A 20,522-nucleotide genomic window follows, 5' to 3' on the forward strand; every position below is an offset into this window, starting at 1 on the left:
TAAAGAAGATTCGATGGTTGTGTTAAAACACAGTTAATTGAAGTAGTAAGCGATGTTGTAATGAGTTGAATTATAGGTTTTAACACATTATATTTTTTACCTCTTTACAAATACCATTAACCAACTTTACAAACTAAAGTAATTTCTACTGGTGCATTTGATGGTAAAGACGCTACTCCAATAGCAGCTCTTGTACCTATACTTTTTATCCCTAAAAAGTCAATGAGGATTTCTGATGCAAAGTCGGCAACTTTAGCATGTAGCGAAAAATTTTCTTCTGTATTTAAAAACACACTCATTTGCAATATCACAGAAATTTTTTCTCCAACTTCTAAACAATTTTGTGCTGCACCTAAGGCATTTAAGGCAGCTAATTCTACTGCATCTCTATGGGATTCTAATGCACTATCTGTTTTTATTTTTCCAGAATACAGCAGCTTACCAGATTTACGTGGTGTCATCCCCGAAGTATATATAATATTTTCATGCCTTACTGCTGCCAAATATTTTCCTTGAGGAATTGGCTTTTTATCTAAACCTTTCATTGTTTATATATATCAACCATTTTTACTATTCGTTTTGCAGCTGCAATAGCGTTATCATAATCTTGTGAAAAATTTAACCTGATACTACTATTTAATTGTGGTGCAAACTCTGATGCTGGAGTTACTATTACATTTGCTTGGTGTCTTAACAATTTTACAAACGTGTTTAAATCAACACTTAAAGCTGGTAGTTGCGGAAATAGATAACTACCTGCTTGAGGTGTAGCAACTTTAAAACCTGCAGTTCTAAAAATTTCCAATAATCCATCCCTAATCTTTTGATGTGCTTTTATTCGAGATTCCATCCACCCTTCTGGTTCGTTAAACCAAGTATTAAACACGTATTGATTGTAACCTGCTGCCCTTAGCGAAACAATAGCTTGTAGCCGTTCCATTCTATCTATTAAAGCTGGTGTACCAAAGGCAACCCCAAGCCTAAACCCACTTAAAGATTCGGTTTTTGATGGCCCCATTATTGTTATCATATGTTCTGGAGCATTATCACATGCTCTGGTATGTGTATACGTCTCACCTTCAAACAGCATTCTAGAATACAATTGATCTACAATCAAAGTAACTCCATATTTATTTGATAAAGCTGCTATTTTATCGATTGCTTTTTTTGAATATACCAGTCCAGTAGGGTTATTGGGTGTAGAAAAAACAAATACGTTAACACCATTTTTAAAGGCCTTTTCTAAAACCTCTATGTCTGGACCATTGCTGTTAGAATCCTGCAAGTAATGTAAAGGTATTGGTACTAACTCTCCATTAAAAAAGTTTACCAATTTTCTATTCGCAAAATAATCAGGTTCTACAACAGCAACCTTAGTACCTATACTCACAGTTGCGCCTAAGGCTAAAAATAATGCACCTTGGGTACCTGGAGTTAATATTAATTCGGTGTCAGGATGTATTGGCTTTCCAGTAAACTCTCCTAAGCGTTTGGCTAAACCTTTACGAATATCCAAATCGCCTCTATACTCTGTATAAGCTTGCTTACCTCCTTTTTCAAAACCTTGCATCCAAACCGTTTCGGATTCTGGAACTGGAGCAAAGGCATCTATATCGCCATGAGAAAAATCTACTAGTAATCCTTCTAAGGTTTTGCCTTTAATTAAATTTAGAAAGTTTTCTGCACTTTGCCTTACCTCTTGCCCCGGAGCATTATCTGCTTCAAGAGCTTTAAACTTTTCATCTAATGTTAGCATATATTAGTCCTTTTACTAAAGTCAAAATTTTGTTTTAACATGAATGGTAATTTATATATTGAAAACCCCATAGTTTTTACGAAAAATATAATTCACAACCTTTATCACATAACTTTGAATTATTTTCACAATAGAGGTTAAAGTTTTGAATAAAGTTAAGTTTAAAATAAATTCTACATAAATTGATTAATTGTTTTTTTACACATTTTTACCGTTATTTGCGCTTCAATTAACAAAAAAAATGCTGATTCAATGGTTGATGATACAGATTTAAAATTATTAAGTATTTTAAAAGAAAATTCAAGATTATCATTTGCAGATTTGGGTCGTCAAATAAACCTATCTCCTTCATCTGTTAGAGAACGTGTTCAAAAAATGGAAGAAGAAGGTGTTATCAAGAAGTATAGCATACAGATTGACAACAAAAAGATAGGCTATGATTTAGAAGCTTTTATTCTAGTAAAAGTATTTCCAGGAAAGCTTCAATATGTTATTAAAAAGGTAAAAGAATTCTCTGGGGTTATTACTGCCCATAGAATTACAGGAAACCAAAATATTCACTTAAAAGTTGTGATACAAAACCAAGAATCCCTTCAGAAATTGCTAGACAAACTAATGCAATTTGGAGATACTAATACCTTTTTAATCTTATCTGAAATAGAAAGTTAGAGTAGAAAACATCAAATTAAATTCTTGAATTCCCTTCTACTTGCTGTACTTATCAAAGTACTCATAGCATATGTATACATGCAGGGTTTTAGAACTAGTCGGCATTAAAATCTTTTAATCAAAAAAATTTGAGGTATTTAAAAATTTCGAATACCTGGAACTATTCTTAAATTAATGCTTTTTTGAGTTTCAGACCATTTCAAAACAATGAGTTTTTGTGTTTTCTCATCCCATATGTAGTTTGATATATCAAATCGATCTGGAGCTTTATAAACTTCAAGGCCTACACTTTTTATAGGGTTGTAATACAATACCGTTTCGTTTCCTATTAAAACAGAAAATCCATCTGGATAATGCCTGTTTGCTCCAATGAATATTTTTGAAGCACCCTGTTGATTATTTGGTTTAAAGTTGACATTTAAAGTTCTAGTAGCATGATTGAAAAAGAAGGACTGAATATCTCCTGCAATGGTTTGCGGAAATGGCCTTGAGATAACATCAGTTATATATTTACGCTCCACCGTTCCCGCATCTGTACTATCACTAAATATGGCCCAAGTTGAAGGACCTCCATGTAAAAAGTTCTGCATACTTCGGTTACCTAAAAACCATGCTTTTATTGAACCAACACCCATTCTATCAAAAACTTCGGCTGTTTTTATATAAAGTTCACGGTATTTTAGTTGCCCTAGCCCTCCACTGATTAAGGTATCTGTTCTAGCAAAGGTAGGAAAACCCCATTCACCGATGAGTATTGGAGCGTTTAACAAATCTGATTCTCTATCAAAACGATCCATGACAGGTTTTACAAGATCCATGTTGTCCTGATAAATGTGCGGTGCAAATACCACATTTTTTCGTTTTATTGGAACTATAATTTCAGCATATTGATTGTTATCAATAGCTTCCCCCTTATTCATAAATATAGATTGAATCAGAATCTTTTTATCGGCATTGATTTTTTGACTTTCATCAATTATTCTTTGATATAAAGGAATTAAATACTTTTTAGTTAATTCATTGTATGTAATATCCATGTAGAGTTTCCTTGGTTCATTAACCACATCATATCCCACAACAGCATTATTATTGGCATAACGCTCCCAAATTACTTTCCAAGCATCAATATAAGTTTTGTATTCGTTGTTTTGATTTAACCAGAAGTCTTCCCACTTAAACCTATCTACACCATATACCGTCATTTTAAAAACAGTTTTAATATAATGGTTTTTACCTAGCATGACAAGGGTGTCCAGCTTTTTTAAATATTGAGGCTCTAATTGTCCACCAGGAAAATTACTCAGTTTTCCTAGTTCTAAACGAATTACTTGAAAATTAGCCCCCATGCGCACCATACGTGCATAATCGTCGCTATCAAAAAACACTTCGCCTTTGTGGTCGTTGGTATTCATTACAAATCCTCTGGGAATCACATGCCTACCTAAATCATCACGAAGTCCGTGTTTAATTTGAGAAAATAGACTTAACGTAAATACACAAAAAACAAGGAGTAGTTTAAACTTTTTCAACTGAATTATTATTTTGAAATTTCTAATCTAACACTATAAGATATTTACTCTGGAACAAGTTCATAGAGTTTAACACTATGCGGTTCTAGATCAACTTTAAGGATAAGGCTTTCATCTCCTCTAATCACTAAAGAATCTGATACCGTTTTTGGAAGTTCAGCCAAACCTTGATACTTAGTTAAGTTTGCATTTAGTACATCTCTCCATCCATCGCCAAATCTATCTGAAGGTCTATTTCCATAAATACGCCCGTTTGTATCTTCAGAAACACCTGCTGCTCTTAAATCTTTGTATAGCTCGTGCATCATAATACCATTATTTTTATCAACAGTCCATTCGTTCATTTTCCATTTATTTCCGCTAGAAATAAGACCTCCTTCAAGCTTAGGGTAAATGGTTCGACTTGAAGTACTTGTTCTTGATGGATTATGGTTGTAAACTAATAAATATATAACATCTCCTTTAACTACAGGAATTACACCAGCATAACCGCTAAAATTATCTATGGCTTCTAACCTATTGCCATCTTCCATCTTTTGGAACATGCGCATCACATTTTTTCGTCCTTGAGGCAAATCACTACCTTCTATTTCTTGTCCCCAGTCATAAATCTCATTAATTCCATATTCATGAACCATATCGCCAACTGTGGCATACCAACTCGCGCCAAGTTCTGTAGCATCTGTTAAACTTAACCCGCGTTTACGGTTTTCATCTCGAAGTATTCCAAATTCTTGAATATCTAAAGGGACATTACTAAACTGAGCATAACTATTTAACTTGTTTCTGTAACGCTCAATTTTTTCAGGTAAGGCGACTGTATTTTGATCTATTTTTTCATAATATGAAATACTAAAGAAATCCATTTTAGTGCCTGTTGCTCCCGTTGCATAATTAGTTCCATTAGCGCAATGATCAATCAACTCTGTTGTATATGTGGCAACACTATTTTCAGTTAACATATTTCCTGGACCAATAATGGCATCAGGAATAACTTTAAGTACTTCATCTACAGTTATATCGTAATGCTTGAAATACTCTTCCATAGTCCCATTCCAATGGTTAGGCGTATAATTAGGCTCTGTACTTACTCTAAATCGCCAAGTTTTAACCTGCTGCATACCAAATTCATTAACAAGTGTGGTTAAAAATGCATTTACATATTGCCTCCAATGGTTATAATTATCTGGTGGACTTGTGTTTCCGTAGGTATTAACCACCTTATCAGCAACCATTTCCCAAGGTACTTTACTTAAAACTAGTCTTGGTTTAAAACCAGTACTTAAAAAGTTTCGCATGGTAGAAACTAAATCACTAAAATCAGTGATTATATTACCTGAAGCATCAACACCTTTATAATACATATTAAGGTTATCCGTTCTACCTCCCATTGATCTTACCAAGTTATAACTTTTAACATAGTCTTTTATGGGCTGTAACGAGTTTCTAAAACCACTACCATTAAATCTGCTTTGATTTACCATTGGACGTGTGGACCAAAAGTTATAAAATTGCCCTATCACTGCACCAGTATTTATAGTAACTATTTTATTAGCATCTATATCCGCTTCGTTTATGGGCTGAGGTTCTTCGGTCTCCTCGGGTTCTTCAGGTTCTGGAATTTCTATAACTTCCTCTATTTCTTCAACTTTAGAACATGTGTAAAATAATGTAAGTGATATTATGGGGATCATTAACACAAACAATCTTAGGGTTTTTATTTTTTTCATGATCTCTTTTTATTTAGCAATTACAACAAAAATAACGCCTTATTAACTAAAAACAGACCTGTAGTGTCATGACAAAAAATGAATCTAATTGCTATAAATGCTTGATAAATATATTTTTATACTCTATTTTCATTGGGGGGCCAACATGCACTTGTACACCAATGTAACCTTTCATGGTTCTGTTTATTGTATCTAAATCGGTAACTTCACTCATCAAAACACCATTTACATAATGTTGCATTGTATTTCCGTTTACTTTTATGTAAACTTTATTCCAGGCATTTGCCTTAATGTTTGATTTTAATTGAGATTTAGAACCTAAAGTATCCACCACTGTTCTTGTTTGCCAACAATTCTTTTTTACATGTTTACGGAGATTATTTTTTGGAATGCTATCTGGCATTTTGGCAATGTTTACTTTTTCTCCCATGTATGCCAATGTGGTACGCTTTTTTTCTTCGTAGTTCTGCCCCGTATATCTGTTTCTACCATCTATATCGCACTGATAGCCTCTTAGTGCAAATGGTATGCCTTCTATCATTTCACTTCTATAATTAACACCGCTGTTCCCTAACTCTGAAACTCTATATTCTAGTTTTAATTCAAAATTGTCGGGTTGTTCTTTGTTATAGATTATGAATGAATTGCGTTTTAAAATTGTTTCTGGTGTAACCTCGCCGATTAGTATACCATTTTCAACACGCCAATACTTAGGATCTCCTTCCCAACCGTCTAAGTTCTCACCATTAAATATAGACTTAAAAACATTAACCTTGTTGCTTGTTGCTTCTTTGCATGAAAAAACACAAATGGAAAACAAAACTAATAGGACATAACAAACTCTGTTTCTTACCATATTACATTTTTATTTAGAATTTTAGTTTAACCAAATATGAAATTTAAACTATTCAAAAAATATATTCATCCTGAACAGTACTGGAAACATAAAATTAAGAGGATAAATGTTTAAGAAAATAAACCTATTATCAATACTTAGTTTAGCCTAAAATATCCTATACGCAGTAAAATCTAAGGTTTTCTATACATAATTGTACAGGATAGTATTACTCTTTTTTGAGTCTATATTTAGAGATATCAACTAAACAAATACAGCTAAAATCAAAAAAACAAACCAAATTATCACTTAGATTCATAGTATTAAGCATTACCTAAAAGCTTAACCAGAATCCTACTCCAAATCTTACCTTAATTAAAATGTATTGTGTACAAATAAGTTTTTTGATTTAAGCCAATTAAAAAAATGAACCAAAAAAGAATTCTTTTTGAAATACAGAATAAAAATCATTCGGCTTTTAAAGAAATTTTCAATGAATACTATTTTGATTTAGTTGTGTTTGCAAACCAATATCTATTCGATAAAGGTTTAAGTGAAGATGTAGTACAAAACGTATACATTTACCTTTGGGAAAAAGCTGATACAATTGAAATAAAATCAAGCTTAAAAGCATACTTGTATGCTATGGTAAGAAACCGCTGTTTAAACAAATTAAAAGCACTCAAAATTACTTACACTGATGATAAATTTATTTTAGACTACGCTAATAAAAATGCCCAAACACCTTATGTCTTAGAAGATAACAGCAAACAAATTCTTCACCAGAAAATAATGGAATCTATTGAAGACTTGCCTAACAAAATGAAATTGATTGTAAAGCTTCGGTTTATAAATAACTATAAATACAAAGAAATTGCAAACGAGTTAAATATTTCCGTAAACACGGTTAAGACTCAATTAAAAAGAGCTAAGGTAAAATTAACTCAGTTTATTCTTTTTTCTATAACATTCATTTTAACCATAGTACTCCTCTAGTTTTTTACTCTTTTATTACATCCTGAACTTTAGCAACTTCTAAACTATTTAACAAGTAAGCAAATAAAACTACTTTATTTTGTGAAATACTCTAAATTTCTAGTATAAATTAAATATTTTCTAAATTTTGTAACCCTTTTTAAGAATTCAGTTGTCTTCTAATTAGTCATGATTGATTTTAAGCTATGAATTTTGAATTAATTATAAAAAAGATAAAACAAACTCTTTCTGAAGAAGAGAACAAAATTTTTGAGACTTGGTACAATGAATCACCAAAACATCGTGATTATTTTAAAAGAGTCCAAAGAAATTACAATAAGGGTATTGATTCTGTTAACTTAAAAAAAGGATGGAGCAAAATATCCAAGAGCACTAGTCTGCCTAAAAGAACTTTTAATTTTAAATACGCTGCAGCTGCTATCATATTCATTTCTTTGGGGAGTTTTTGGTATTTCAATTCTTCAAAGAATACATCTCAAATTCATCATGAATACGAGGTGGCAAAAGAAAATCCTATAAAAGTTGGTACAGATAAAGCCACTTTAACATTAGATAACGGATCAATAGTAGCTCTAGAAAAAGGCACAAAATATAACAATCAAGAAGCCTCCAGTGATGGAGAGAGGCTTATTTATAAATCAGGTAAATCAACATCAAATAATCTAGTTAAACAAAATACACTTACCGTCCCCAGGGGAGGTCAATTTTTTTTAGTACTCGCAGATGGCACTAAGGTATGGTTGAATTCTGAAACCCAACTAAAATACCCAGTAGCATTTACCCCTAACAAAATTAGAGAAGTTGAATTATCTTATGGCGAAGCCTATTTTGAAGTATCTCCAAGTACGAAACATAACAACGTAGGCTTTGTTGTACATTCGGAAAATCAGGATGTTCAAGTACTTGGTACCCAGTTTAATATTAAAGCCTATAAAGATGAAAAAACAACCTTCACCACATTAGTTGAAGGTAAGGTACTCGTGGATAATCTTAATAATATAAATAAAAACCTAATACCAGGTGAGCAGTCTATTTTAAGCCTTAATTCCAAAAAAATAAGCGTTACTAGGGTAAACGTTTACAATCAAATTTCTTGGAAAGATGGGTTGTTTAGTTTTAAAAACACCTCGCTTAAAGAAATCACAAAAGTATTGTCTAGATGGTATGATGTCTCAATAGTTTTTGAGGATGAAACAAAGGAACTTATAGAGTTTAATGGCGTCTTCAGGAAAAATTTAAACCTTAAACAAATATTAGATATTATTCAAAGCACGAATGAAGTGAAATACAGTATAACCAATAAAACTATAACTATGATGTAATAACAAAAAAATGGGTGGTGTCTAGACCTGGAAAATTTAAACAACCACCCAAGAGATTCATTAAAAACCGATTAACTAATTATTAACGAACATTCAAATTTATGAAAACCAAACTAAAATGGTGCTATTTTTCACGCCTAAAAGCACCCCTTCTCTTTACTATGAAAGTTCTTATCTTTTTCTTTTCATTTTTAGTTTTTTCCTTAAACCCTGAAAATGGATTTTCTCAAGATGAAAAGATTACCTTTCCTGAAAACACTTCAATGTCAATTGAAGAAGTTCTTGATATAGTAAAAAAACAAACGGAATATAATTTTATGTATCGCTCTGGAAGTTTTGATAATACGCCTCTTATTAAAATTAAAAAAGGAGAGATTAAAATAACGGAATTATTTAAAAAGATTTCTAAACTAAGCAACTACAATTTTAAATTTACCAAAGATGGCACTATTTATCTGGAAGCATCTATCAAAGAAGTTAAAAGCGTAAAGGCTATTCAAAAAACTGTAACTGGTACAATTGTAGATTCCGATAACACGCCTTTAGCTGGGGCAAATATTATTGAAAAAGGAACAAGTAATGGAGTTACTTCCGATTTTAACGGAAACTTTTCAATAAATGTTTCATCAGATAGTGCCATACTTGTTATTTCCTATATCGGTTATACAACCAAAGAGATTACTGCAAATACCGATACACCAATTACAGTTAGGCTTTTAGAGAATGCTGCAGGTTTAGATGAAATTGTAATCGTTGGATACGGTTCTCAAAGCAGAAAGAAAATCACATCAGCGATTTCTGAAGTGGATTTAAAAGGAGCACAAGATATGCCCAACACTACTGCAGGTCAAGCTATGCAAGGTAGAGTCTCTGGTGTTATTATTAATGAAAATTCTGGAACACCTGGAGAAGCTCCTTCCATACGCGTTAGAGGTATTAGCTCTATAAATGCAGGAACTCAGCCATTGGTAGTGATTGATGGTTTTCCTATAGGAAATGGTATTCCTCAAAGCCTTAACCCGAGGGATATAGAAAAAATTACTGTCCTAAAAGATGCTGCCTCTACATCTATATATGGCGCTAGAGGTTCTAATGGTGTAATTTTAATCCAAACAATAAAAGCAATAGAAGCTCAAACTCAGTTTACTTATTCAGGTTCTACTGGTATACAAAGTGTTCCAAATAGCTGGAGACCAAAAGTTTTAAATGCACGTCAATATGCCCAGTATAATATAGAAAGGGTAGCTGAACTTAATGCCCGAAATAACAGAAATAACGCAGTTCCTCAAATTTATCTGGATGCTATAAATAACCCTAATCTAGAAACTGTTGATTGGCAAGATCTTATTTTTAGAGAGGCGTTATTCCAAGACCACAATATCTCTTTCAGAGGTGGCAACAGCAAATTTAGAGGTGCAGTATCAGGAGGTTACTTAAGTCAGGAAGGAGTACTTATTAATAGTGATTTTAAACGATATTCTTTACGAACAAATTTAGATGCTAATGTAAACGATTGGTTAAAAGTTGGTTCTAACTTAGCCGTTGCTTTTTCCGAGAACAATTCCTTGCCAGAAGATGGCGCTAGAGGTATTATAATGAAAGTAATAACCTCAAGCCCTTTAAAATCTCCTTATGATGAAAACGGAGATCTCATCCCATTTATAGCAGCAGATTCACCAGGATACTTTGCGCGAACTAACCCCGTATTTGAGGCTTTAGAGCGTAAAAACAATACCATTCAAAGAGATATAAATGCTAGTGTAAACCTAGACATTACCATATTACCAGGACTACACTATAAACCTCAATTATATGGTCGTGTTTTAACCATAGAACAGAATTCCTTGAGACCTACCACTATATCGCCTTTGTTTTTAATTGGTAATGCCGCTAATCTATCTCCTGGGGCCCCTCCCTTTGTAAATTCTGCGACTAATTTTAAAAATGATATAACAAACTGGGGCATTGATAACCTCTTGAGTTATGATAACAAATTTGGAGACCACTCAGTTAGCGGGTTATTAGGGTATACCGCACAAAAGCAGTCTGGTGTAAACACTAGTGTTATAGGCACAGGTTTTCCAAGTGATAATGTCTTAAATTATCTTGAAGCTGCAGAAGTAACTGCCTCCGTAAGAGATGGTAGTAACTGGTCGTTAGTTGCATTTTTTGCACGTATAGGTTATGATTATAAATCTAAATATCTACTGGAGGTAAACTTTAGAAGAGAGGGGTCTTCTAGATTTGGAACTAACAATAAGTACGGTAATTTCCCTTCAGCTTCTGTTGGTTGGCGCGTATCAGAAGAAGATTTTTTTCCTAAAGATGGTATTATAAATGAACTAAAGTTTAGAGGTAGTTATGGTATTACAGGAAATTCGGCAATTGGAGATTTTGATCGTTTTGGCAATATTATCTCAATTCCTAATGCAGGTAATTTGAGTAATAACTTTAATTATGTTTTTAACGATAATGTTGCTGTAGGCAAATCTTTAACCTCTTTACCTTCCAGTACATTACAATGGGAAACAAGCACACAACTTGATATTGGAATGGAAATGGCGCTATTTGATAATGCGGTAAGTTTAAATGTAAGTTATTTCAAGAAAACCACAGAAGATATGCTTTTTAATTTGTCTATTCCTAATGTTTCTGGTTTCGGCACAGTTAGAACAAATGTTGGCGAAATGGAAAACTCAGGTTTAGATATAGAACTAGGAGCAAATCTATACAGTGGTGATGGTAATTTTTCATGGAACGGTAATTTAAACTTATCATTCCTAAAAAATGAGGTTACAGCACTACCTGATGAAATTTCAGAAATCAACTCGAGATTTAATGTTACCCGAGTGGGTTTACCCGTTGGTACGTTAAGAGGCTGGGTAGTTGATGGTATATTTACTACACAAGAACAATTGGATGACCCCTCATTAGGAGCTGCTCCAGGCTCAAGAGACTTTGGGGCATATATTTTTAGAGATGTAAATGGTGACGGTACTGTAGATGGTTTAGATAGGACAGATATAGGCAACCCCCACCCCAAAGTAATATTAGGGTTTAATAACGTCTTTAACTATAAGAATTTTTCTTTATCCATTCTAGCAACAGGGATGTTTGGCTATGATATTTTACCACAAGCAAATGAAGTATTATATAATGCCAAAGGGAGATGGAATGTAAGCTCTAAATTCTTAAACAGATTTATTTCTCCAGATGAACCTGGAGATGGTTTAATTCCTGGAATTCATTTTCGTAACACACATCAGGCTGGTACGCACTGGCTAGAAAAAGGTGATCACTTATGGATAAGAAATATAACCTTTAGCTATAAATTACCTCAATCACTTTTAGATAAAGTTAAATTTTTATCTGAAATGAGACTGTCCCTTAGCGTCCAAAACGCAGCTAAATTCACTAACTATAGTGGCTGGAATCCGCAAGTAAGCCGTTTTGGTAATAATGTACAACGACTAGGTATTGATGAATTTGGATACCCAACCAATAGGACGTTTACATTTGGTGCAAACATTAAATTTTAAAAAAAGACACAATGAAAATATATAATTCAATATCAAAATTAAGAAGCCTCTTATTTCTTACTGTAGTATTCTTAATTACTGGATGCGATGAAGAGTTTTTGAATATTCCTCCCGAAACTTTTCAAACAAATGGTAATTTTTATAAAACTGAAGCTGATTTTGAACAAGCAACTACAGCAGTATACTCTGCCCTTCAAAAGTATGTAGCAAGCGCTTATATACTAGAAGAAACTCGATCTGACAACACTATGCCCGATCAATTACTTGATGGAGGCCAATTGGCTGGTGGGCCTCAGCTAAATTTCATAGATCGATTTACAATGGATTCTGGAGCAAGCCCTGTTAATAATGCTTGGGTTATAATATATGATGCCATTAAGGACATAAACTTTACTTTATCTTTTTTAGGGAATGCTGACATTGATGAAGATTTCGCCAGACGTACCGAAGCGGAACTTAAATTTTTTAGAGCCTATTTCCATTTTGTTGCTGTGCGTTATTGGGGTGACACTCCTCTGGTTTTAGAACCTATAACATCTCCCGAACAGGCCTTTGCTATTACCAGAACTCCTGCTAACACTGTTTACGAGTCAATCATTTCCGATACGAACTTTGCATTGTCTGTATTACCTACATCTTACACAGGAAGCGATATAGGAAGAGTTACTCAAGGAGCTGCTATAATGTTACTAGCCAAAGTATATTTAACTAGGCAAGATTATCCTAAAGCACAGATTGAGCTAAACAAAATTATTGGATCTAATCAATATAGTTTGCTTAATGACTACGCAGCCGTTTTTAACCCTGCTAATAAAAATCATGCTGAATCTATTTTCGAGGCACAATTTAAAGAAGGTCCTGAAGGTGAGGCGAGTAGATTTGTTTATACGTTTGCTCCATTAAATTCTAGAGGGGTTGTTGTTTTAGGTCCAGAAAGTGGAGGCGGAAGAAATATTCCAACGAATAGTATCGTTGATGCTTATGAGCCTAATGATTTAAGAAAGGATATTTCCATAGCATTTTTTGACAGAAACCCAAGCCCAGTTTGGTATATTAAAAAATATGATAATGATACCGACCCAGAGTTTGCAAGAACACCAGATAATTGGCCGATTTATAGATATGCAGATGCATTACTTATGCAAGCAGAAGCTATCAATGAACAAGGTTATCAAACCGGTACTCCATTTAGTTTACTCAACATGGTAAGAACACGTGCTGGTTTACCTGCATTAACCCCTACAGATTTACCAGATCAAGCTGCTTTTAGAGATGCAATTGCACAAGAACGTAGGGTTGAACTTGCTTTCGAAAACCACCGTTGGTTTGATTTAGTTAGAACAGGTAAAGCTATTGAAGTTATGACTGCCCATGGCATAGAAGAGCTTGCTAATCCAACAATGCCATCTTCAGATATTGTAGACATTGAACCTGAGTCTTATATTATAACCATAGAAGAACTACTTTACCCAATCCCTATAAGAGAGTTGGAAGTTAGTCCAAACTTACAGCCACAGAATCCAGGATATTAAATAACAATATTTTGTAGTTAATTTTTGTTTTAGTTTTTTTGAAAAGGAGATGATAAATATTTCATCTCCTTTTCATTATTTGCGAATATAAAGACATATTAATCTCTATAATATTGGCTACCCCACCAATCCTTATTGGGTTTAAAATCTGGAGATAACACTTCCAGTCTTTGCTTTTCTAGATTTGGTAATTTTTTATCTACCAAATTTTGTAAACGCTTTTTGCGCTTATCTTGATTGAATTCTGTATCTGTAATTGGATACTTCGCGTTTACTTGATTTAACCAAGTTAGGAGTTCATCACTTAAATTTTTGGCAACCTCTGAATGCTGAGCAATTACATTCTCATTATTGTTTTCAATTGAAGGCAATTTAAATAATTCCTCCCGTCCATCTTCCCAATAATGAATAAGTTTCCAACCCTCTTTCTGAATAATAGATGAGGGTTCTCCTCCTTGATTCCCATAATGCGGATAATGCCAAAATAATGGTCTGGTAATATCTGCTTGTTCTCCTTCTAGTATTGGTTTTAAACTTACGCCATCTAAATGCTGTTCGGTTTTCAGAGGCAGATTTGCTAAATCTAGAAGTGTAGGGTATAAATCAGTACTTACCACAGGAACTTTAGAAGTTTTAACACCTTCTAACCACGGCACTTTTATAAAAAACGGTTCTTTTATACCACCTTCCCACTGGTAACCTTTTCCTCCTCTTAATGGCAAGTTACTAGTTGCATAGTTGTCGCCAGAAGCTACACCACCGTTATCTGATGTAAATACCACAATAGTATTATCATCTATTCCATTATCTTTTAGAGCTTTTAAAACTATACCTACGGCATCGTCCATGGTTTCTACCAAACCACCGTAAATAGGGTTGTCTTGAATTCTTCGTATAGGCAAAACACGCTCCATCTCATAGCCCGATTTGGCAATACCCATACTATCGGCTTTTTTTCTATACTTACTCCATTTTTCTTGTGTAGTTTGTATAGGTGCATGTACGGCATAAAAGGATAAAAACGCAAAAAACGTAGAATCTTTATGTTTGGCAATAAAATCAGCTGTTTCGTTTGCCAAACGCATGGTAAGATTTTCCCCTTTTTGCCTATTTTCTAGTTTGGGGTTATTAAATGGCGCAAAAAAACCACCTGATGGGCCGCCACGATGGAAACCACCTTTATTAATATCAAAACCATGGTCTTCTGGATACGACCCTTTATCGCCTAAATGCCATTTTCCTGCAAAAAAGGTTTTATATCCGTTATTTTTAAAGGCTTCTGCAATGGTTACATCTTCTTGTGGTAACTCCATCACATAATTTGCAGGTAGTAATTTATCATGCCGATTTCTTGTACGCCATGCTTCTCCTGCTTTTGCACCTATCCAATCAGTAATTCCATGACGTGCAGTAAACTTACCTGTCATGATACTGGCTCGAGACGGACTACACACTCTACTAGCCGCATAGCCATTGGTAAAGATAACACCCTCGGTGGCTAGTTTATCTACATTTGGGGTTTCATAAAAAGAACTACCCGTTACACCTAAATCGTGATACCCTAAATCATCAACTAGGATAAATAAAATGTTAGGCTTTTTAGCATCCTTAGCAACAACTTTTTGTTTTTCTTTACATCCAAAAAGAGAAAGAACAACTATAAGGCTCAGTAATTTAAAATATACGTTCATTATTATATTCTATATTAAATAAACTATTTTGCTGCCTTAGGTCCATCATAATCATAGGTAAACCAATCCACATCAATATACCCTGCATCTTCTTTTTCGTTCCATGAAAAGAAACCCAAGCGATCTCCCGTCCATTTTCCGAAAGCAATGGTAAATGTTGGCCCAAAACGTGTGTAATTTTCGCCATCTAGACTGTACTCATAGGTGGCTTGGTTACTGTTATTTGATGTTTTTACGTATAGATTGTTTTCTGTTATTTCTGGTCCTTTAGTTTTTTGTGCCATGCCGTCCATGTAAAACAAGTGCTTTTTTCCGTTTTCGTCCACCTCTACGCCTAGCAAATTGAACACGCCTCCATAACGTACAAAACCTGCTAATTGATGTGGTTGCATGCCTGAAATATCGAATTTTGCCTCAGCAGTTCCTGTGGTAACCCCCATAATACGTTGGCTTAAAGTATTGCAAGCACGCCAAAAATTAGAATCGGAGCCATCATTGTTAGTCCACTCGTTTATATTTGGTCCGTAGCCCTTTTCATTGGGTAATATCTTGCTTGCTTTTAGTCGCAACCAACCTGGACGTTCTGTTATCGACCAATGCGTATTTCTTGGATTGTGGTTCCATTCCCATTGAAATCCTAATTTAGCCGATGAAAAATCATCATCAGAACTTGGTGATGAGATAGGATAACCATCTATTGGTTTTTTATGTTGTTTTACAGGCTCTCCAATGCCATCATTATCTTCGTCTATACCAATAATTGGCCATCCATCAACCCAATTAACAGGCTCTAAACATTGTGGACGTCCTTGGAATGGAATAGTATCGTTTTGAATTAATTGATGCATGTACCACCATGATTTATCGGGTGCTTGCATTAATGCGCCTTGACTGGCACTTCTATTGTTAAATACGGTTCCTTTTTCTAAAACTGTTTTTACTTCGTAAGGTCCGTAAATGCTTTCTTTGGAGCGTAATACGATTTGTTTTCTGTCGTTTTTTGGATTTTTAACTCCTGGTTTGGTGGACTTGTCTCCCATAGTCCATTGGGCTAAAAAGATATACCAGGTACCATCAATTTTATAAATTTTGGCCGCTTCGGCACCCATACCCGTGTACACCAATTTACCTTCATCGAGAATTTTAGTACCATCCCAACTCATTTCATAAATTCGGTTTTCATTACCCTCAATTTTATTATCTGGACTTTTTTGCTTGCCTGCGGTATTTACTATCACATATGCTTTGTGAGTGTCTTTATCCCAATACACCGCTGGGTCGTCCAACACTTTTGCTTTTGGCAACATAAATATTGGTTTACTCCAAGGCCCTTTAATATCTTTAGCTGTAGCTACCATTAACCCGTGCTGGTAATCTATTTGATAGCAATACCAAGTGCCTTCATGGTAAGCCAAATCTCCTGCCCATGTACCGAAGGAATAGCCATTCATTCTATCCCAATTGTATTCTGGTGCCCAAGATAAACTTTCAAAAACATGCCCAACGTTAGTCCAATTTACCATGTCTTTAGATTCTAAAATTGGCATTCCTGGAGACATGTGCTGCTTGGAAGTTATCATATAATAAGTATCCCCTACTTGCTCAATATCTGAGTCTGGATAATCAGCGTTTAGAATTGGGTTGATGTACGTACCATCGCCTTGATCGCCGAAGCTTCCTGTTTGCGCTTTTACTATTGCCGTTTCAGTAGTTCCGCTTTTGTTTTTAGAATTTGAATTACAACTTGTACATGATATTAGCAACGTAACAATTAATAATTTAAAAATGGTATTGTAAGGGAATTTCATTTTTTACAATAAGATATTATAGTTTTTATAAAATTTAGTGTTTTGAATATTTGATGTTATATTCTCCAGAACTCAAAATTACGGCGTCATTAGTAATTTCAACGGTGTTGTTTTCTTTAAATTCTGAAATAGGAGTTCCATTAATTTCAAGGCTTTCTAATTCTGATGTGGTTACCACAACTTTAGCTTTTGTATTAAATGGCACTGTAAGATTCATGTTTAGCATTTTATTATCTGTATGCCATTTATTAATAATAGTACCATAAGGTGTTGGGACAGATACTGCTGTTTTTGTAATGGCTCTTGGAAACTCAGGGTTTACAATAAACATTTTATACCCAGGGTCAGATTCAGAAGATTTTATTCCTCCCAGAGATTCATAAAAATAAGCTGCAAAACCACTATGCATAGGGTGGTTTAACGAGTTGGTTGGTCCCGTCATTTTCTCCCATTCAAACTGACGCTCTGGCCATGTTGTAAAACCTTTACTCATTACGTACGCTTGACTTGGAAATTCTGGTGTTGTTAAAATTTGATGTGCTAAATCTGCTTTACCATATTTGGTTAATACTGTGTATATGTAGCGGTTACCATGAATTCCTGTAGAGTGATGTCCGCCTTTAACGGTAACAATATCATGTACCAACCCGTTTACTACACTTTCAATTTCGTTATCTGGCACCATACCAAACTGTAAGGCTTGTACTGTTGCGGTTTGACTTTGATACCATTTGTGATTTGTTTCTGGAATGTCAACCAAAAATTCTTTGTTGAATGCTGTTTTTAATGCTTCTTTTTCTTGCTTCATTTTCAACTCATAATCTGTATCATTATTCATTCTTGCAAATCGCTGCATAATACCCAACACATCATAAAAATAGGCATTTGCTGAAATTATAGGATCGCACTCCATGGCACTTGGGTTTTTACGTCTATCCCAACGTGGTGGACACCAATCGCCCATACCATCGTGCATGATACCGTTTTCGCCTTTAAAGTTTAAATAGAAATCTGTTAAGCCTTTCATAGCATCATAATATTCTAATACAATGGCATCATCGCCATAAAACTTGTAATTATACCATGGTAAATACATGGTAGCTATTCCCCAATCTATTTTTGCATAGGTAGATGTGCGTTTTCCTGGAGCAATCATTGTAGGCACTTTAAACTTAAACTCTGGATTGTTATGCCCTTTCGTTGGTCGCATTTGCGTACGTATATCCTCCATGTATTTCTTGTAGAAATCGTACATATCGTAGTTGTACAAAGCATACTCACAAAATGCATGTGCATCTCCTAACCAACCACATTTTTCGCGATGTGGACAATCTTCTGGAATACCATGTACATTGTCTACGATAGTCCATTTACTAATGCTATGCATTTTGTTAAGTAAATCATCTGAGGATGTAAAACTTCCTGTTTCTTGAATATCGGTTGCTACCAAAACCGCCTTAATCATTTTGTTATCTGGTTTTGTAGAAACACCTTTTACTTTGGCGTATCTAAATCCATGATAACTAAATTTGGGCTCCCAAGATTCTACCTCATCTCCTTTACATATATACTCATAAATTTGTGACATACCGTTGGCACCGCCACCAGTAGAACCCAGAAAAATATCACTACCGTCTGTTAGTAATGCCTCGGTAGTTATAACTTCAATAAGTTGCCCTTCTTTTTCTTTCACATTTAATTTTACCCAACCTGCAATATTTTGACCAAAATCTACAATCCATTCGCCATCGGCTCCTTTAAAAACACGTTGTGGCTCAAACTCTTTCAATTTTTTTATTGCGGGAATTTGTTGTGCACTTATTTTTCTTGTCTTTGGACTTGCCTCTTTGGCTAAACCCCATTGCTCATCGTTGTAGCCTACGGTTGCCCAATCTCCTAATTCATATCTAGCATCATAGGTATCGCCACCATAAATGTTATTAAACACTATAGATCCTGTAGCTTCTTTCCAACTTTTGTCTGTATAAAAATCTTCCTTAGAACCATCGGTATATGTTAGTTTTACTAAACAGCGTACTGTTGGTGGTCCAAAAGCCAAATCTCTATCAGACTCGGGGTCGTTTTTCCAAGAAATATTTTGTCCGTAAAACCCATTTCCTAAGTTAATACCGAAGGCATTTTTACCAGATTTTAAATCTTCAGTAATATCATAATTCACATAATAGGCTTGCTTATCATAGTTTGAAGGTGCAGGGTCCAACACATGGTCACCCACCTTTTCTCCATTTAAAAATAGTTCGTAAAGGCCCAAACCGCAAATGTAAACTTGAGCATTATCAATGTGCTTTTCAATATTAAACTCTTTCCTAAAATAACTTGCAGGGAAACCAGCTACAGGCATTGGCTTATCCATTCGCCCTGTTTTATAATCTCTAAAACGATATTCTGAAGTTCTGGTATCGTTGTTTAGTGTAATCCATTTTGAATTGCCCCAATTTTCTAGGGTCATTAATCCCATTTTAAACTCTTGAGGATCTGACCAATTTGAACTATCCCCATTTTCATCCCAAATCTTAACTTTCCAAAAATAGGTTTGCAGCGCCTTTAAAGCTTCGCCTTGATATTTTATAAAAGCTGATGTTTCACTATTAACTTTTCCAGAATCCCATATATCTGAATCATCTTCGTTTAATTTATCTTTAGAAGATGCTACTAAAAGATGATATGCGGATTGCGATTTGTGCTCTCCTTTGGTGGTTAATACCCATGAAAACAAAGGGTTTTCGTTTTCAATAGTTGATGGATTTTCTTTTGAATTTACTAATAAGTTTTCAAAAGACATTGGTGTTCTTGAAGTGGAAACCTGCTTACATGACACACAGAAAATAGCTATTAGTGCTAAGGATAGTAATGATTGTTTGTTTTTCATTAAAAGAATATTGTCTTAATGTTGATTAGATATTTTTATTAAAAATGAAAAATATCAATATCATTAACACTTTTCATCCTGTACTCTCATGCTATCTTACAACTTGTAAATATTCTTAATATCCATAGCGCTATTTTGGCATATTCAAATTTCGATCAAACGAAAAAATAGCTGAGGCAAACCACATATTCATTTCGGGAAAACCACAATATAATCATTATTTTA

At 34.3% G+C, this 20,522-nt stretch carries 13 protein-coding genes; 5 read left to right on the forward strand and 8 right to left on the reverse strand.

Features of this window, described 5'->3' with window-relative positions:
• Positions 1 to 116: 116 nt before the first annotated feature.
• Both JS605_RS07875 and JS605_RS07880 read right to left on the reverse strand, forming a co-directional pair.
• A complete protein-coding gene (locus JS605_RS07875; protein WP_203257149.1) occupies positions 117 to 545 on the reverse strand; it encodes a RidA family protein in 429 nt (142 codons plus the stop codon).
• Complete coding sequence (locus JS605_RS07880; protein ID WP_203257150.1) at positions 542 to 1,756, reverse strand: pyridoxal phosphate-dependent aminotransferase; 1,215 nt, start codon at positions 1,754 to 1,756, stop codon at positions 542 to 544. The genes JS605_RS07875 and JS605_RS07880 overlap by 4 nt, the downstream gene beginning before the upstream one ends.
• Before the next feature lie 252 nt (positions 1,757 to 2,008).
• On the opposite strand from JS605_RS07880, the gene JS605_RS07885 reads away from it, so the two are divergent.
• Positions 2,009 to 2,425, forward strand: coding sequence for an Lrp/AsnC family transcriptional regulator (locus tag JS605_RS07885; RefSeq protein ID WP_203257151.1), 417 nt, complete (start codon positions 2,009 to 2,011; stop codon positions 2,423 to 2,425).
• A 137-nt stretch (positions 2,426 to 2,562) separates the two neighbouring features.
• Here the strand turns inward: JS605_RS07885 and JS605_RS07890 are convergent, their stop codons facing one another.
• The 3 genes from JS605_RS07890 to JS605_RS07900 form a co-directional block, all read right to left on the reverse strand.
• On the reverse strand, positions 2,563 to 3,954 hold the full coding sequence (locus JS605_RS07890) for a cellulase family glycosylhydrolase (RefSeq protein WP_203257152.1): 1,392 nt from the start codon (positions 3,952 to 3,954) through the stop codon (positions 2,563 to 2,565).
• Positions 3,955 to 3,998: 44 nt separating this feature from the next.
• The gene (locus tag JS605_RS07895; protein ID WP_239000299.1) at positions 3,999 to 5,684 is read right to left on the reverse strand and encodes a GH39 family glycosyl hydrolase; all 1,686 of its coding nucleotides are present in this window, start codon (positions 5,682 to 5,684) and stop codon (positions 3,999 to 4,001) included.
• Between the two features lie 91 nt (positions 5,685 to 5,775).
• A complete protein-coding gene (locus JS605_RS07900; protein WP_203257153.1) occupies positions 5,776 to 6,540 on the reverse strand; it encodes a 3-keto-disaccharide hydrolase in 765 nt (254 codons plus the stop codon).
• 405 nt (positions 6,541 to 6,945) lie between these two features.
• Here JS605_RS07900 and JS605_RS07905 point away from each other — a divergent pair, with 405 nt between their 5' ends.
• The 4 genes from JS605_RS07905 to JS605_RS07920 all read left to right on the forward strand — a co-directional run bounded on the left by JS605_RS07905 (position 6,946) and on the right by JS605_RS07920 (position 13,908).
• Positions 6,946 to 7,515 carry an RNA polymerase sigma factor gene (locus tag JS605_RS07905; protein WP_203257154.1) on the forward strand — a complete coding sequence of 190 codons (570 nt, stop codon included), beginning with the start codon at positions 6,946 to 6,948 and terminating at the stop codon, positions 7,513 to 7,515.
• 185 nt (positions 7,516 to 7,700) lie between these two features.
• On the forward strand, positions 7,701 to 8,837 hold the full coding sequence (locus tag JS605_RS07910) for a FecR family protein (RefSeq protein WP_203257155.1): 1,137 nt from the start codon (positions 7,701 to 7,703) through the stop codon (positions 8,835 to 8,837).
• Between the two features lie 161 nt (positions 8,838 to 8,998).
• The gene (locus tag JS605_RS07915; RefSeq protein WP_203257156.1) at positions 8,999 to 12,376 is read left to right on the forward strand and encodes a SusC/RagA family TonB-linked outer membrane protein; all 3,378 of its coding nucleotides are present in this window, start codon (positions 8,999 to 9,001) and stop codon (positions 12,374 to 12,376) included.
• 11 nt (positions 12,377 to 12,387) lie between these two features.
• Positions 12,388 to 13,908, forward strand: a complete 1,521-nt coding sequence (locus JS605_RS07920; protein ID WP_203257157.1) for a RagB/SusD family nutrient uptake outer membrane protein — start codon at positions 12,388 to 12,390, stop codon at positions 13,906 to 13,908.
• 98 nt (positions 13,909 to 14,006) lie between these two features.
• Here JS605_RS07920 and JS605_RS07925 read toward each other — a convergent pair whose 3' ends face one another.
• From JS605_RS07925 to JS605_RS07935, 3 genes are read right to left on the reverse strand one after another with little or no spacing between them, the layout of a single operon-like run.
• On the reverse strand, positions 14,007 to 15,599 hold the full coding sequence (locus JS605_RS07925; protein WP_203257158.1) for a sulfatase: 1,593 nt from the start codon (positions 15,597 to 15,599) through the stop codon (positions 14,007 to 14,009).
• 23 nt (positions 15,600 to 15,622) lie between these two features.
• Complete coding sequence (locus tag JS605_RS07930; protein WP_203257159.1) at positions 15,623 to 17,407, reverse strand: glycoside hydrolase family 43 protein; 1,785 nt, start codon at positions 17,405 to 17,407, stop codon at positions 15,623 to 15,625.
• Between the two features lie 34 nt (positions 17,408 to 17,441).
• Entirely contained in the window at positions 17,442 to 20,297 is a 2,856-nt protein-coding gene (locus JS605_RS07935; RefSeq protein ID WP_203257160.1) for an alpha-L-rhamnosidase, read from the reverse strand.
• Positions 20,298 to 20,522: the final 225 nt, after the last annotated feature.

The sequence above is a fragment of the Hyunsoonleella ulvae genome, assembly GCF_016827605.1.
GTDB lineage: Bacteria > Bacteroidota > Bacteroidia > Flavobacteriales > Flavobacteriaceae > Jejuia > Jejuia ulvae.

What these genes read in the sequence shown, in the direction of transcription:
- JS605_RS07875 (WP_203257149.1), bottom strand. Translation starts at nt 545, where the DNA reads ATGAAAGGTTTAGATAAAAAGCCAATTCCTCAAGGAAAATATTTGGCA.
- JS605_RS07880 (WP_203257150.1), bottom strand. Translation starts at nt 1,756, where the DNA reads ATGCTAACATTAGATGAAAAGTTTAAAGCTCTTGAAGCAGATAATGCT.
- JS605_RS07885 (WP_203257151.1), top strand. Translation starts at nt 2,009, where the DNA reads ATGGTTGATGATACAGATTTAAAATTATTAAGTATTTTAAAAGAAAAT.
- JS605_RS07895 (WP_239000299.1), bottom strand. Translation starts at nt 5,684, where the DNA reads ATGAAAAAAATAAAAACCCTAAGATTGTTTGTGTTAATGATCCCCATA.
- JS605_RS07900 (WP_203257153.1), bottom strand. Translation starts at nt 6,540, where the DNA reads ATGGTAAGAAACAGAGTTTGTTATGTCCTATTAGTTTTGTTTTCCATT.
- JS605_RS07905 (WP_203257154.1), top strand. Translation starts at nt 6,946, where the DNA reads ATGAACCAAAAAAGAATTCTTTTTGAAATACAGAATAAAAATCATTCG.
- JS605_RS07910 (WP_203257155.1), top strand. Translation starts at nt 7,701, where the DNA reads ATGAATTTTGAATTAATTATAAAAAAGATAAAACAAACTCTTTCTGAA.
- JS605_RS07915 (WP_203257156.1), top strand. Translation starts at nt 8,999, where the DNA reads ATGAAAGTTCTTATCTTTTTCTTTTCATTTTTAGTTTTTTCCTTAAAC.
- JS605_RS07920 (WP_203257157.1), top strand. Translation starts at nt 12,388, where the DNA reads ATGAAAATATATAATTCAATATCAAAATTAAGAAGCCTCTTATTTCTT.
- JS605_RS07925 (WP_203257158.1), bottom strand. Translation starts at nt 15,599, where the DNA reads ATGAACGTATATTTTAAATTACTGAGCCTTATAGTTGTTCTTTCTCTT.
- JS605_RS07930 (WP_203257159.1), bottom strand. Translation starts at nt 17,407, where the DNA reads ATGAAATTCCCTTACAATACCATTTTTAAATTATTAATTGTTACGTTG.
- JS605_RS07935 (WP_203257160.1), bottom strand. Translation starts at nt 20,297, where the DNA reads ATGAAAAACAAACAATCATTACTATCCTTAGCACTAATAGCTATTTTC.